The sequence below is a fragment of the Arthrobacter sp. RT-1 genome (genome assembly GCF_003367205.1).
In the GTDB taxonomy this organism is placed as follows: Bacteria; Actinomycetota; Actinomycetes; order Actinomycetales; family Micrococcaceae; genus Arthrobacter.
Genome location: NZ_QRGQ01000012.1, coordinates 73,855 through 88,272 on the forward strand (window position 1 = coordinate 73,855; position 14,418 = coordinate 88,272).

Consider the following 14,418-nt stretch of genomic DNA (forward strand, 5'->3'; position numbering starts at 1 on the left):
GATGTATCGCTCAGCGTTACGGGGATATCAAGCGTTATTACCCCTTGTTTACACAGCGTTAACATGACAGGCTTGATTCAGATGACCAACGGGGCCCTGCCGGGCCCTTTTCCTTTGTAGCTCCTAGTGAATAATTTCACAAAGAGCACTTCCCAGAAATGGAGCAACTGATCAGCATGGATTGGCGTAACCGCGCAGCGTGCCTCGAGAAGGACCCGGAACTGTTCTTCCCCGTCGGGAATACAGGGCCCGCCCTCCTCCAGATCGAGGAAGCCAAAAGTGTATGCCGCCGGTGCCCGGTAGTGGACACCTGCCTGCAGTGGGCTCTCGAGTCGGGCCAGGATGCCGGCGTCTGGGGCGGCATGAGCGAAGATGAGCGCCGCGCCCTGAAGCGCCGGGCAGCCCGCGCCCGCCGCGCTTCCTGATCGCCCAAAACGCAGAAAGCTCCGGCCGCAACCTGAGAGGTTGCGACCGGGGCTTTTCCCTTTAACCCTTGGGCTCAGCCAGAAGTGTGGCAATGGCCGGGGAGCCGCCCGCTACTTGCCCGCCAGGCTGAGCCGGATCTGTACCGCCGTGCCGCCGCCGTCGCGGGGCTTCCACTGGATTGTCCCCCCAAGTTCACTCGTGACCAGGGTCCGCACGATCTGCAGGCCAAGCCCTTCAACGTGGGGGGTGTCGGGCAGCCCCACGCCGTCGTCGGCAATGGTCACTGTCAGTTCTTCACCCTCGTCTGCCTCCGACCGGTCAGCGATAAGCGACACGGTTCCGGCCCTGCCCTCAAGCCCGTGCTCCACGGCATTGGTGACCAGTTCATTGATGACGAGTGCCAGCGGCGTGGCCAGGTCACTGGGCAGCTCTCCAAAGGTCCCGGACCTTTCAGTCCTTACCTGCTGGGAGGGCGAGGCAACCTCGGCGGACAGCCTGAACTGGCGTCCGATCAGCTCGTCGAAATCAACGCTCTGCGTCAAGCCCTGCGACAGGGTCTCATGGACGAGGGCGATGGTGGCAACGCGTCGCATCGCCTGTTCCAGTCCCTGCTTGGCTTCTTCGCTCACCATGCGGCGGGACTGCATCCGGAGCAGCGCCGCAACGGTCTGGAGGTTGTTCTTCACCCGGTGGTGGATTTCCCGGATGGTGGCATCCTTGGTGACCAGCTCCATTTCACGCCGCCGCAGTTCAGAGACGTCGCGGCAAAGGACCAGCGCGCCAAAGCGCTGCTGCTCGTCACGAAGCGGGATAGCGCGCAGCGACAGGCTGACGCCCCTGGACTCAATTTCACTGCGCCACGGCATGCGGCCAGTAACCACTAAAGGCAGCGTCTCGTCCACCATGCGCCGGTCCTTCAGCAGGCTGGCAGTCACCTCAGCGAGCGACCGGCCCTCCAGTGACTCCCCATCCCCCAGGCGCCGGAATGCCGAGACACCGTTGGGGCTCGCGTATTGCACTATGCCTTCGGCATCGAGCCGTATCAGGCCGTCTCCCACACGCGGCGCACCCCGCCGCGACCCGGTGGGCGAGGCAAAGTCCGGCCACAGCCCAAGCGTCCCCATGCGCAGGAGGTCATAGGCACACTGGCGGTAGGTCAGCTCAAGGCGGGACGGCATGCGGGAACTGGACAGGTCCATATGCGTGGTGACCACGGCAAGCGTCCGGCCATTACGGACCATGGGTACGGCCTCAACACGGAGGGCCATGTCGCTGCTCCAGTTGGTTTCGCTGGAACGCTCAATGGAGCGGCTGTTCCATGCCTTGTCCACGAGCGGCTGCAGGTCCGACCGGATTCCCTCGCCCACGAAGTCGCCGTGGAAGACCGTGTGCGTGGTGGACGGCCTGACGTGTGCCAACGCAACGTACCCATGGTCCGGGTGGGGGAACCACAGCGCCAGGTCGGCGAACGCCAGGTCCGCAACCATCTGCCAGTCCCCCACCAAAAGGTGCAGCCATTCGGCATCACCAGGCCCGAAATCAGCGTGTTCCCTGATGGGGTCCGTAAAGATTGCCACTGCACCTCCAATTACGACGCCGTACTTGCTAGCGCCGGACGATTGACCTCAAGAGCCTCAATGCTACCGACAGGGATGCCATATCGTCGGTTTCAAGCGAATTGACCTCATCGAACATGCTCTTCGCCCGGCCCAGCTGCTCCGCATTCTGGGCCTCCCAATCCTTCAGCCGGGCTTCCGGCGAATCAGCCGCCGTGGTGGCGTCAAGCACCGCCGTCGTTATATCCGAAACCGTGGAGTACAGGTCATCGCGGAGGGCTGCCCGGGCCAAAGCCTGCCACCGGTCCTGCCGCGGCAGGCTGCTGATCCGCTCAAGGAGGGAATCGGCGTGGAAGCGGTTGAAGACCGTGTAGTAAACGGCCGCAATCTCCTCCACAGGGTCCTTCCGGACCCGGGCGATCTTGGCAATGTCCAACAGGACGAAACTCTCGAAAAGTTCTGCCCAGCGCAGGGCGAGTCCTTCCGGAAGTTCCCACTCACGCGCCGTTTCCAGCCAGCCTGCCACGCGAGCCCGGTCGTCGCCGCGCAGGTAGTCCAGAAGCCGTGCGCGCATCGGGTCCATCAGGGGCTTGAACTCGGACACCACATCCGCAATGGGCCGCGAAACAGTGCCCTGAGTCAGGAGCCACCGGACCGCGCGGTCAAGCAGCCTGCGGACATCGAGGTGCACAGTGCTCCAGTGCTCGGTCGGGAACGACGCCGGCAGGCTGTTGAGCTCCCCCACCATGGTGTCCAGCTCGTAAATCTCCCGCAGGGCCACGAATGCCTTGGCCACAGCCACCTCACTCGCCGACGTTTCCTCCATGACACGGAACGCGAAGGTGATACCGCCGAGGTTGATCATGTCGTTGGCCACCACGGTGGCGATGATCTCGCGGCGCAGCGGGTGGGTATCCAGTTCCGCGTCGAAGCGCTCGCGCAGCTGCTGGGGGAAGTAGTCCCGCAGGGTCTTCCTGAACCAGGGGTCATCAGCTAGGTCGCTGTCGCGCAGCGCGGACGTCAGTTCGATCTTGGCGTAGGCGGCCAGCACCGACAGCTCGGGCGAGGTCAAACCCTGCCCCTGCTGCAGCCGCTCCCGCAGCACTTCGGTTGAGGGCAGCGCTTCGAGCTCCCGGTTCAGGTCGGCTGACTTCTCCAGCCAGTCCATCAGCCGCTCATAGCTGGGGCTCCACTCGGCTACCTTGGTCCGGTCGTTGAGCAGCAGGATGTTCTGGTCGATGTTGTCTTCGAGCACCAGACGGCCCACCTCATCGGTCATCGATGCGAGGAAGCCGGCCCGTTCTTCCGCCGAAAGCTTTCCGGCGGCCACCATCCGGTCGACGAAGATCTTGATGTTGACCTCATGGTCGGAGCAGTCGACGCCGGCTGAGTTGTCAATGGCGTCGGTGTTCAGGATGACACCCTGAAGCGCCGCTTCAATACGGCCGCGTTGAGTCATGCCGAGGTTTCCGCCTTCACCCACCACCTTCACGCGCAGATCCCGGCCGTCAACGCGGATGGCGTCGTTGGCCTTATCCCCCACAGAGGCGTTCGATTCGGTGCTGGCCTTGACGTAGGTTCCGATGCCGCCGTTGTACAGGAGGTCGGCTGGGGCGAGGAGGATCGCCCGCAGCAGCTCAGGCGGGCTGAGTTCCGTCGTTTCTGCAGGAAGCCCCAGGGCGGTCCGCACCTGCGGTGAGACCGGGATTGACTTGGCCTGCCGGGCAAAGACCCCGCCGCCCTCGCTGATCAGGGACTTGTCGTAGTCATCCCAGGAAGACCTTGGCAGCTCAAACAACCGCTGCCGCTCCACGAACGAGGCCTCCTCATCGGGGTTGGGGTCGAGGAAGACGTGCCGGTGGTCGAAGGCCGCGACGAGGCGGATATGCCTGGAGAGGAGCATGCCGTTGCCGAATACATCGCCTGACATATCTCCGACGCCCACCACCGTGAACGGCTGGGTCTGCGTATCGAGGTCGAGTTCGCTGAAGTGCCGCTTTACTGATTCCCAGGCGCCCCGGGCCGTGATGCCCATCGCCTTGTGGTCATAACCTACGGATCCGCCGGAAGCGAAGGCGTCGCCCAGCCAGAAGCCGTATTCGGCGGACAGTCCGTTGGCGATGTCGGAGAAGGTCGCGGTTCCCTTGTCCGCGGCCACTACCAGGTAGGAATCGTCGTCGTCGTGCCTGACAAGGTTCGACGGCGGGACCAGCCGTTCGCTGTCGCCTTCCGTCACGAGGTTGTCGGTCAGGTCAAGCAGGCCGCGGATAAACGTCTTGTAGCTTTCGACGCCCTCAGCCATCCAGGCGGAGCGGTCGGCAGCGGGGTCCGGAAGGCGCTTGGCGAAGAAACCACCCTTCGCTCCGGTTGGCACGATGACCGCGTTCTTGACGGTCTGCGCCTTGACGAGGCCAAGGACTTCGGTGCGGAAGTCCTCCCGGCGGTCCGACCATCGCAGCCCGCCGCGGGCCACCTTGCCGAACCGAAGGTGGACACCTTCGACCCGGGGAGAGTAAACCCAGATCTCGAACATCGGACGAGGGAAGGGCAGGCCCTCGATCCTGGCCGGGTCGAGTTTGAAACTCAGGTGTGGCTTGTTCTGGTAGTAGTTGGTCCGGAGCGTCGCTTCGATCAGGTTAACGAACGTGCGCAGGACCCTGTCGGCGTCGAGCGTGGCGACCTTCTCAATCGAAGCCGCCAAGTCCTGCCGCACGGACTCCTGCGCGGCCAGCCGCTCGTCGTCGCTCAGGGCAGGATCAAAACGGGCCGCGAAGAGGGCGCTCAGGCCCCTGGTGACGTCCGCATTCGCAAGTAGGGTGTCGGCCATAAAACCGAAGGAGTTGCTGTTTCCCATCTGGCGCATGTAGCGCGCGTAGGCCCGGAGCACGGTAATTTGCCGCCACTGCAGGCCTTCCCGGAGGACGAGCCGGTCGAACGCGTCCGATTCAGCTGCGCCTGTCACCGCCGCACCGAATGAATCGGCAAGCAGCTCGCCGGTGGAAACCGGATCCACACCCGCGGGGTATTTCAGCCCGAGATCGTACAGGAAGAAGTCACGGCGGTCCGCTGTCTCAATTTCGAAAGGCCGCTCGTCCAGTACCTCCAGCCCCAGGTTATGGAAGAAGGGCAGAATCTGGCTGAGGCTTTTCGGCTCCAGCATGTACAGCTTCACGCGCGCATCTTCCTCGAGCGTTGCGCCTGCACCCTCCGGGAGGTAAACGTGGACGCCGGGCCGCTCCTGGCGTGCGCCTACCGCCCGTTCCGCCGCCGCCCCGTACTTCTCGAAGCGCGCAATGTCCTCCAGGGCGTCTTCCACCTCGTAGTCCACGCGGTAGCCCGCGGGGAATGCTTCGGCCCAGATAGCGGCCAGTTCCTTGGCTTCCACCGGGTCCCTGCCCTCGCGCAGGACCTCGGCGATGCCTTCGCTCCAGGAACGGGCGGCACGGACAAGCCGCTTCTCCAGTTCCTCGGTGTTGACATGGCTGAAGTCGGCATTCTTCGGCAGGCGGATGCGGAAGAACAGCCGGGCCAATGCCGACTCCGTCATGCGTGCCTCATAGTCGATGGACACCGCCTGGAACGTCTCGCGAAGTTCCTGCTCGATACGAAGCCGCACGTTGGTGGTGTAGCGGTCCCTGGGAAGGTAGACGACGGCTGACATAAAACGGCCGTAGATGTCCGGCCGGAGGAAGAGCCTGGTACGGCGCCGCTCCTGCAGTTTCTGGATGCCAAGGGCGGTGGCGGCCAGATCGGGGACTTCGATCTGGAACAACTCATCACGGGGGTATGTTTCCAAAATTCCCAGCAGGTCCTTGCCGGAGTGGGAATCCGGCGGGAAACCAGCGCTTCGGAGTACGGCGTCCACTTTTTCCCGGACAATCGGGATGTTTCGAACCGATCCGGTATAGGCGCTCGTGGCGAAGAGTCCGATGAAGCGGCGCTCACCGTTGACGTTGCCGGCAGCGTCAAAGCTCTTGACCCCGATGTAGTCGAGGTAGGCCGAGCGGTGGACGGTGGAACGCGAGTTCGCCTTGGTGATGACCAGTGCACGCTTTTCCCGCGCCTTTTTCCGGCCGGTGTCGGTCAGGTGCTGGATGTGCGGCGAGTCGGCGACCGCCCGCAGGAGGCCCAGCCCGCTGTCTTCGCGGAGCTCCAGGACATCTTCGCCATCCACGTTCACCAGGTCGTATTCCCGGTATCCAAGGAAGGTGAAGTTCCCGTCATCCAGCCAACGCAGGAGGTCCTTCGCCTGCCGCAGCTCCGCGATCTGTGCCGGGTTGGCTACCTGGTCAAGGCTCTCGGAGATCTGCCGTGCCTTCTGGCGCATTTTCGGCCAATCCTCGACGGCAGCGCGGACGTCGTTGAGGACGCGCTTAAGTCCCTCAAGCAGGGAATTCTTGGCGTCGTCAGAGATGCGGTTGATTTCGACGGCGATCCAGGACTCCATGTGCGAGGCATGCTCGCCCTGCGCAATGAGGTGGGACAGGCTGGGCATTGCCGCGGTGTCACCGCTGGAAATTCCAATGTGCGCGGGAACCCGGTTGACCTTGACCAGCTCGCCGCTTTCCCTGTCGCGGGTAGCGACGAAGAGCGGGTGAACCACAAGCTTGATGGCGGCGTGCTGACGGACGAGTTCTGCGTTGACTGAGTCAACCAGGAACGGCATGTCGTCCGTGACCACGAAGACCACGCTGCTGTCTTCCTCATCCACAACGCTGATTTTCGCCTGGCCGGGCTGCCGCACTGTTGCGACCTCACGGTGGTTGCCCGCCCGTGCCACCAGCACTTCCCGGGGGTAGCTCCTGGCATCCTCCTCGGCCAAATGCTGGTAGTAGTCCCCAATAAAGCCTTCCAGGCCTTCAATCGAAAGGGGCTGATCCTCCACGCTGGATCCAGACGACATCGACACACGCCTCCATCACAAGATATTTGCTGCACCATTGCAGCTCTTATGGCGAGCCTAGCCCTTTGACCTGCGCCCTGCTGTGGAAGAAAAGACAGAGGATTTCACTTTTTGCTGGTCAGGTGCACAAACGAGACTGCGAACTGCACGGCGCAACGCAGACTCGGGAGCAGTTTCCAACAGCAGCGACCCCGCAAGCAGGGCCGCATCCGCAGCTGCCGGGTCGTGCGGCAGGAAGGTTTCGATGCCGCAGGCAGGACCGTATCTTTCCCAGGCATCCTGCAACTGCCGCTCCGGACTCCGTCCCACCGACGAAGCACGAACCTTGTTCATGACCACCAACGGGGACGCCTGGGGAACGGCGGCTTCCAATTCAGCGAGGCCACGTACCAGGCGGGGAACTCCCACAGGGTCGGCGGCCCCGACCGCGTAGATGGTGTCGGCAAGCTCAAGCGGACGCAGCGCGGCGGCATTCCGGCGTGGCGCCATAGTGTCGAAGCTCAATTCTTCATCTGCTTCCAGGCAAAACCCGGTATCAACAACAATGACGTCGGCGATTTGCCGTGCCCGCTCCAGGACCAGGGCAAGGGCGGGCGCCCGGAGCTCGGTCCACCGGTCCGCGCGGGTAATGCCGGTGAGTACTGTGAACGTCCCCGACTTCGTGGCCACCGGGGTTGCAACTTTTTGAAGGGCGGAAGCATCCAGGGCGCCCTGGTCCGCCAGCCGGCATGCCTGCGCAAGGCCGGCTGATTCATCCAGCAGACCGAGAACGGCGGCTATGCTGGCGCCATAACTGTCCGCATCAACGAGGAGAACCTGTTTTCCGTCGGCCGCCATCTCGCCGGCGATGTTGGCCGCAACGGTTGTACGTCCCGGCGATCCAACCGGCCCCCAGACCGCAATGATTCTTCCCGCACCTGGCCCGTCCGGGACCACCGCCGGCTCCGCCTGGACCGTGCCCAGGGCAGCACCTGTGTCAGCAAGCGAACTCCAGGTCGCCGAACGACGACCTGCCCCCGTCAATTGCTCCACCGCATCTGCGATCCGGTCGGACAGTTCGGCGGACTCCACCCCGGTCAGCGCAGAGGCCACCCCAATTTTTCGCAGCCGTGCTGCTTCGTCGGCGTTGTCCGTCAACGCGATAATGGCCACTCCCACCGCTCCCAGCCTGTCAACCAGGGAGGCTGTCAGCCCCTCGGAGCCATCAGCCACGACGGCTGCCCGGGCAAGTCCGCTTTGGCACGCCGCTAAGAGCTCCGGCAGTTCCACGCACTTCCTGACGACAGTGACAGGACCATGCAGCCGTTCAAGTCCGCCCACCAGATCCTCCCGGCTCTGGCCAACGGTGACTACCGGAATGTTCATCGGGAGCCGCCGCCCGGATTCCAGACAACCGAAATCTTTGCTTCGTTGGCCTGGGCGCCGAGCAAGGCAGGCATTTGGCTGTCCTCCACGAGGACCATCAGGACGGTGGTCTTAGTGGATCCCAAAGCCGTGGAGCCAGCTGTCACTTCCGCGATTTCAGCGCTGGAAAGGAGAAGCTTGGGTTCACTGTAACCATTTTTGGCGTCGGGCTGTGCAACCCAGACGTCCACCCTGGCGCCCTCGACTGCCTGCGACGGAAGCGTTTCGTCAATGGTCAGCGCCACCGGTTTGCGGTCCAGCTGGTCCACTTCCCCAAGGCTCGCCCGGGGTACCAGCTGGTCCTTGGCGATCCGCTGTACGGCAACCACGCCCTCGGGCAGGCCGGACTCCACAGGAATGTAGTGTTGCTCGGTTTCGCCGAGGCGCACTTTAGCCCGGACCACGTTCTCGGCGGTCAAGGCCTCGCCCACGCCGATGCCGTCCCGCGCCGCGTAAACCTCCGTGGTCCAGTCGGCACTGTTGACCAGGAAGACGACGCCGGCAACGGAGACCAGGACCAGGAGAATGCCCATCAGCAGGCGCGGGTCCCGCCAGGATGGACGCTTAAGGCGTGCCGCCGTGACAGACGAATCAGGAACCATGCCGCTTCTCCCCCTAGTTGCGCCGGCGCACTGTGGCCGGACAATTTATTGTTGCGGCAAGGGCGCTGGAACGAAAGCCCACAAACCAAACAAGGCCAATCTGTGGATAACAGCAGCAAAACGGCTCATCTGATGGCAAAATGAATGCATGCCCAGGTTTCTCACGCTCGCGGATGTCGCAGAGCAGCTCCAGATCAATTCGCCTGCCGCTTATGCACTGGTGCGAAGCGGGGAGCTCAAGGCTATCCAGGTTGGTGGCCGGGGGCAGTGGCGGGTCGAAGAGAAAATGCTGGAGCAGTACATTGAGGAACGCTATGCCGAGGCCAGCAGGATGATCCAGGAGTCCAAATCCCGGTCGGTCTGACCATTCCACTTGCGCCCTAATTTCCGGGCAGCGCGGCTGAAAGTCCTCGCCGCTAGATGTCGTGGGTCCGCCGCGACCTTACAGCGGCCAATGCCGGAAACGGGATGGTAGAAACCTGGCTGACCTGGCCACTGCGGCGGGCCTCCCCGGCAGCAACAACCGCCAGGTCAATGAAGTCCTTCCCCACCCTGTCGATGACTCCCTCCATACGGACACTGCCGGCACCGTTTCCCAGTGTGACCGAAAGTTCGGTGCGGTCCCTGGCAAGGGCACGCAAGGAATGCGCGAGTCCTATCGCACGGCGCACCGGCGAAGCCTCGGGTTGGGACCACCTCCCCAAGCCCACGTAGCGGAGCGCCGCAGCGTAAGGAATGAGAACCTGGTGGTGGTCTTCGTCCAGCACCATTGCGTCCGCACCGGCATGGGACAGCGTGCCGTGAAATACCTCCCCACAGGCAAGATGGACACCCAGGCGGCAGCCGAGAGCTCCGCGGAGCCTGTCCGCGAATTCTACATTCACCATGTCGATTCTGGTGCGCTCGTTGATCTCAGCATCAAGAGACAGCCTGTCCGCTTCCGCGAACTGGCTTTCCATGTCGTTGAAGAGGGAATCCCAGCGCATCCGGTCAGCGTAGGACCCAACCGTGGCCTGGTCAACCCGCATTTTCATTCTCTCCACTGTCTAGACAAAAGCGGTGAGACGGGCGCAAACTGAAGCAGACATAAGCAAACAACATCAAACTGCATCAAAGAGGGTCGAATGTGCAAACGTGATGACACGGGGATCGGTGCTGACGCCACCGCGGCGGCGGGTCTGCTGGTGTTGGCCTTCGCACTGGTCTTTATCGGAGCAGGACTTCTTGGCCAGTGGCAGGACTCGGCCGCCCGCCACCAGCGCCCTGAGGTGGAGGACGTGCTGGGCGCCGCCGCGGCCGCTGCCGGGGCAGTCCTCCTGCTCTGGTGGTTTGTGTCCCTTGCATATGCTGCTGCCGGCCTGGTGCTGGAGAAACTCGGCAAGGCCAAGGCAGCCGCGGTGAGCCGCAAAATGTCGCCCGCTTTTATGCAGCGCTTGGTTGTTGCAGCGGTTTCCGTCCAGCTTTTGTCCGGCGGTGTTGCCGCACATGCCGCAGTTCCGGCACCGGGTCCACAGTGGGCTCCGACGCAAGGCCAGGAGTCCTCTGCGCCGGCGGCATCGGGACCGGACCGGGCCGCACCGGCAACGGGCGAACAGGAAGCAGCTCCGCCTCCAGACAACGCCAGCGAGCCGTCCGTGCCTGCAAGCCCAGGCAGTGGACCCGGTGCGGCCGCGCCCGTGACCGGTGGCTCCGGGCCGCAACCAACGTCCGACCCTTCGCCGGCCCCTCTCCCTCCCGCCGCAGACCAGTTCCCGGTAAACAACCAGGCCCCGGTACCCGGGCAAACTGAGCCCATACTTCCGGCTCCATCAACAATTCAACCGCGCTGGCAACCATCGGCTCCGATCGTTGAGCCCGGGTTGCTGACCGCACCTGACGTGCGCAGTGACGCCGGCATCCATCAGGGGATAGGCCGGTACAGCGGGCCGGTAGCCGTCCTTGCCGGAGACAGTCTGTGGGACATCGTGGCGGATCAGTTGGGGCCCGGTGCCTCGGACGTGGACATAGCTCTTGAGTGGCCGCGGTGGTACGAAGCCAACAAAACCCTCCTTGGCCAGAACCCGGATGTACTTCTTCCCGGGCAAATCCTGGTGCCTCCTACGTCCGCGTAGCCACCCGCAACACCACCGGCGGGCATCCGGCCTTCCGGGCACAACCATAAAAAGGGGAAACCAATGTCTGCAGTGACGCCAATCCGGGCAGCCCAGGAGGGCTCCGACAGAGAAACGGGAAGAGACCGGGAGGCCGCCGCACTTCGGAACCCGGCGCTGGACCAGGGGCGGGCAGGCTTTTATCGCCCCGGAACCCAGCCCGCGCTGCGGTCCGTCGACGAGACTGCAGAAGTGCGCGCGATCACCCGCGGCACCGTGCAGGCAGCGATGGAGGTATTGGCCGGAATCCGGCCCATCCACCAGCTGGCACGGCGGCTCGATCCACGATGCCTGGGGAATCTGCAGCACCGGGCGTCCCTGATCAGGCGGGAGCTCACCCGTACAGGGAATCCCGCCCTGGCCCGGCTCCACAGGAATTCCACCGTCCGCTCAGTCCGCGTCTGCGAGGTGGCGGATGGCATCTACGAAGCCAGCGCCGTTGTGGTGGACGACGTCCGTGCCCGTGCCGTCGCCATCCGGCTGGAGCGCAGCAAGCATGTCTGGAGGGTGACTGAACTTGTCATCGGCTGACCCACGCAAAGAGGCAGGGCCGGGAAAGTGCTTCCCGCCCTGCCTCTGCCTGCTTTCCGTGCGGCTGCCTGGTTTAAGGCGCGGCCGTCAGCGCCGCTTCTTCTTGGCCGAACGCCTGGCCGCATCCTGGGCTGCCGCCTTGGCCGGATTTCCCGAACGTCCCGACTGCCTGGTCTCCACGCGGGTCTGCGTCTCGCCGCTTTCGCTGGGAGCGGTGTACTGCAGCTGGGCAGGCCTTTCCGGCGCTTCCAGGCCGGCCGCGCGGACCTGGGGCTCCACGTGCTCCGTGTGCCCGCCGGCAGCATCCGGTACTACCACGTCCTGGGCAGGGGTGACTTCCACTTCCAGGTTGAACAGGAACCCTACGCTTTCCTCGCGGATGGCCTCCATCATGCTCTGGAACAGGACGAAGCCCTCACGCTGGTATTCCACGAGCGGATCACGCTGGGCCATGGCCCGCAGCCCGATTCCTTCCTTAAGGTAGTCCATCTCATAGAGGTGTTCCTGCCATTTGCGTCCAATGACGGACAGGACCACACGGCGCTCCAGCTCCCGCATGCTCTCCGAACCGATGGCTTCCTCCCGCGCCTGGTACACCAGGCGGGCGTCGGACAGCAGCTCTTCCTTGAGGAACTCAACGGTCAACCGTGATTTGCCGCCCGCCTCTTCAATGATGTCCTCGGCGGTGACGCTTACCGGGTAGAGCGTCTTCAGGTTGGTCCACAGCTGGTTGAAGTCCCAATCGTCGCCGTTACCTTCCGCGGTTGCGTCATCGATCAGCGCGGAAATGGTGTCCTCCACGAAGAACTGAACCTTTTCGTGCAGGTCGTCACCTTCCAGGATCCGCCGCCGGTCACTGTAGATGGCCTCGCGCTGGCGGTTCAGGACGTCGTCGTACTTCAGCACGTTCTTACGCTGCTCGGCGTTCCGGCCTTCCACCTGTCCCTGGGCGGAAGCGATAGCGCGCGAGACCAGCTTGGACTCCAGCGCAACGTCGTCCGGAACCGAGCTGTTCATCAGGCGTTCGGCGGCACCGGAGTTGAAAAGCCGCATGAGGTCATCAGTCAGCGACAGGTAGAAGCGGGACTCGCCGGGGTCGCCCTGGCGTCCGGAACGGCCGCGGAGCTGGTTGTCGATCCGGCGGGATTCGTGCCGTTCGGTTCCCAGGACGTAAAGGCCGCCCAGGTTCAGAACTTCCTCGTGTTCGTCCTTAACCGACTGCTTGGCTGCGTCGAGGGCTGCGGGCCAGGCGGACTCGTACTCCTCGGAGTTCTCCTCGGGATCCAGCCCCCGCTTTGCCAGTTCGGCGACGGCGGTGAATTCCGCGTTGCCGCCCAGCATGATGTCGGTACCGCGGCCGGCCATGTTGGTCGCCACGGTGACGGCGCCCTTCCGGCCGGCCTGGGCAACGATTGCAGCTTCCCGTGCGTGGTTCTTTGCGTTGAGCACCTCGTGGCGGATGCCTTCCTTCGCCAGGAGCCGCGAAAGGTATTCGCTTTTCTCGACGCTGGTGGTGCCCACCAGGACCGGCTGGCCCTTTTCGTGCCGCTCGGCAATGTCACGGACAACGGCGTCGAACTTTACGGTTTCGTTCTTGAACACGAGGTCCGGCTGATCGATGCGCTGCATGTCGCGGTTGGTGGGAATGGCCACGACGCCCAGCTTGTAGGTGCTCATGAACTCGGCTGCCTCGGTTTCGGCAGTTCCCGTCATGCCCGAGAGCTTGTGATACATGCGGAAGTAGTTCTGCAGCGTCACGGTGGCCAGCGTCTGGTTTTCGGCCTTGATCTCGACGCCTTCCTTGGCCTCGATCGCCTGGTGCATGCCCTCGTTGTAGCGGCGGCCGGCAAGGATGCGGCCGGTGTGCTCATCCACGATCAGGACTTCGCCGTCCAGGATGACGTAGTCCTTGTCCCGCTTGAACAGTTCCTTGGCCTTGATGGCGTTGTTGAGGAACCCGATGAGCGGGGTGTTCGCGGATTCGTACAGGTTCTGAATGCCAAGGTAGTCCTCGACCTTTTCGATCCCGCTTTCCAGCACGCCGACGGTCCGCTTCTTTTCGTCCACCTCGTAGTCCTTCTCGGGCTGCAGCCGGAGGACCACCTTGGCGAATTCGCTGTACCAGCGGTTCGTGTCCCCCTGTGCGGGACCGGAAATGATGAGCGGTGTGCGGGCCTCGTCGATGAGGATGGAGTCGACCTCATCCACAATGGCAAAGTTGTGTCCGCGCTGGACGAGTTCGTTCCTGTCCCACGCCATGTTGTCGCGGAGGTAGTCAAAACCGAACTCGTTGTTGGTTCCGTACGTGATGTCCGCGGCGTACTGCTGGCGCCGGACGGCAGGATCCTGGTTGGACAGGATGCATCCGCTGGTCAGGCCCAGGAACCGGTAGACGCGGCCCATCAGGTCAGACTGGTATTCGGCGAGGTAGTCGTTCACGGTGACCACGTGAACGCCCTTGCCGGTGAGGGCATTGAGGTAGGCAGGAGCGGTTGCCACCAGGGTCTTGCCTTCACCGGTCTTCATTTCTGCAATGTTGCCCAAGTGCAGTGCCGCGCCACCCATCAGCTGGACGTCGAAGTGCCGCATTCCGAGGGTTCGTGAGGACGCTTCCCGTACCGCGGCGAAAGCCTCCGGGAGCAGGTCATCCAGCTGTTCGCCGTCCTGGTGGCGTTCGCGGAGACGGTCTGTTTCCTCACGGAGTTCAGCGTTGGTGAAGGTCTTAAACGAGTCTTCTAGCGCATTGATGGAGTCGGCATAATTACGCAGTTGCCGCAGCGTTTTTTTGTCACCCGTGCGGAGTAGTTTTTCGATAAGTGATGCCACGTGAAGATGCTCCCAGTCTC

General features: G+C 63.4%; 10 protein-coding genes. 4 read left to right on the forward strand and 6 right to left on the reverse strand.

Features of this window, described 5'->3' with window-relative positions; all coding sequences use genetic code 11:
- Positions 1–176 precede the first annotated feature (176 nt).
- Positions 177–425: a WhiB family transcriptional regulator gene (locus tag DXK94_RS11485; RefSeq protein WP_015937605.1), complete on the forward strand. Its 249-nt coding sequence runs from the start codon at positions 177–179 to the stop codon at positions 423–425.
- A gap of 111 nt (positions 426–536) precedes the next feature.
- Here the strand turns inward: DXK94_RS11485 and DXK94_RS11490 are convergent, their stop codons facing one another.
- Genes DXK94_RS11490 through DXK94_RS11505 form a run of 4 tightly spaced genes read right to left on the reverse strand, consistent with a single transcriptional unit; the run spans position 537 to position 8,891 of the window.
- Positions 537–2,003: a sensor histidine kinase gene (locus DXK94_RS11490; protein WP_079597248.1), complete on the reverse strand. Its 1,467-nt coding sequence runs from the start codon at positions 2,001–2,003 to the stop codon at positions 537–539.
- Between the two features lie 28 nt (positions 2,004–2,031).
- A complete protein-coding gene (locus tag DXK94_RS11495; RefSeq protein ID WP_115525084.1) occupies positions 2,032–6,885 on the reverse strand; it encodes an NAD-glutamate dehydrogenase in 4,854 nt (1,617 codons plus the stop codon).
- A 57-nt stretch (positions 6,886–6,942) separates the two neighbouring features.
- On the reverse strand, positions 6,943–8,250 hold the full coding sequence (locus DXK94_RS11500) for a P-loop NTPase (RefSeq protein WP_115525085.1): 1,308 nt from the start codon (positions 8,248–8,250) through the stop codon (positions 6,943–6,945).
- Positions 8,247–8,891, reverse strand: a complete 645-nt coding sequence (locus tag DXK94_RS11505; protein WP_115525086.1) for a hypothetical protein — start codon at positions 8,889–8,891, stop codon at positions 8,247–8,249. The genes DXK94_RS11500 and DXK94_RS11505 overlap by 4 nt, the downstream gene beginning before the upstream one ends.
- Before the next feature lie 148 nt (positions 8,892–9,039).
- Here DXK94_RS11505 and DXK94_RS11510 point away from each other — a divergent pair, with 148 nt between their 5' ends.
- On the forward strand, positions 9,040–9,255 hold the full coding sequence (locus DXK94_RS11510; RefSeq protein WP_009356834.1) for a helix-turn-helix domain-containing protein: 216 nt from the start codon (positions 9,040–9,042) through the stop codon (positions 9,253–9,255).
- 52 nt (positions 9,256–9,307) lie between these two features.
- Here DXK94_RS11510 and DXK94_RS11515 read toward each other — a convergent pair whose 3' ends face one another.
- On the reverse strand, positions 9,308–9,925 hold the full coding sequence (locus DXK94_RS11515) for a hypothetical protein (protein ID WP_309544319.1): 618 nt from the start codon (positions 9,923–9,925) through the stop codon (positions 9,308–9,310).
- Between the two features lie 90 nt (positions 9,926–10,015).
- On the opposite strand from DXK94_RS11515, the gene DXK94_RS11520 reads away from it, so the two are divergent.
- Positions 10,016–11,002, forward strand: a complete 987-nt coding sequence (locus DXK94_RS11520) for a LysM peptidoglycan-binding domain-containing protein (protein ID WP_115525087.1) — start codon at positions 10,016–10,018, stop codon at positions 11,000–11,002.
- A gap of 63 nt (positions 11,003–11,065) precedes the next feature.
- Positions 11,066–11,572 carry an Rv3235 family protein gene (locus DXK94_RS21410; protein ID WP_176156849.1) on the forward strand — a complete coding sequence of 169 codons (507 nt, stop codon included), beginning with the start codon at positions 11,066–11,068 and terminating at the stop codon, positions 11,570–11,572.
- A gap of 87 nt (positions 11,573–11,659) precedes the next feature.
- On the opposite strand, the gene secA is transcribed toward DXK94_RS21410, so the two are convergent.
- Positions 11,660–14,398, reverse strand: coding sequence for a preprotein translocase subunit SecA (gene secA, locus DXK94_RS11530; protein WP_115525088.1), 2,739 nt, complete (start codon positions 14,396–14,398; stop codon positions 11,660–11,662).
- Between the last annotated feature and the right edge of the window lie 20 nt (positions 14,399–14,418).

What these genes read in the sequence shown, in the direction of transcription:
- DXK94_RS11485 (WP_015937605.1), top strand. Translation starts at nt 177, where the DNA reads ATGGATTGGCGTAACCGCGCAGCGTGCCTCGAGAAGGACCCGGAACTG.
- DXK94_RS11495 (WP_115525084.1), bottom strand. Translation starts at nt 6,885, where the DNA reads ATGTCGTCTGGATCCAGCGTGGAGGATCAGCCCCTTTCGATTGAAGGC.
- DXK94_RS11500 (WP_115525085.1), bottom strand. Translation starts at nt 8,250, where the DNA reads ATGAACATTCCGGTAGTCACCGTTGGCCAGAGCCGGGAGGATCTGGTG.
- DXK94_RS11505 (WP_115525086.1), bottom strand. Translation starts at nt 8,891, where the DNA reads ATGGTTCCTGATTCGTCTGTCACGGCGGCACGCCTTAAGCGTCCATCC.
- DXK94_RS11510 (WP_009356834.1), top strand. Translation starts at nt 9,040, where the DNA reads ATGCCCAGGTTTCTCACGCTCGCGGATGTCGCAGAGCAGCTCCAGATC.
- DXK94_RS11515 (WP_309544319.1), bottom strand. Translation starts at nt 9,925, where the DNA reads ATGAAAATGCGGGTTGACCAGGCCACGGTTGGGTCCTACGCTGACCGG.
- DXK94_RS11520 (WP_115525087.1), top strand. Translation starts at nt 10,016, where the DNA reads ATGTGCAAACGTGATGACACGGGGATCGGTGCTGACGCCACCGCGGCG.
- DXK94_RS21410 (WP_176156849.1), top strand. Translation starts at nt 11,066, where the DNA reads ATGTCTGCAGTGACGCCAATCCGGGCAGCCCAGGAGGGCTCCGACAGA.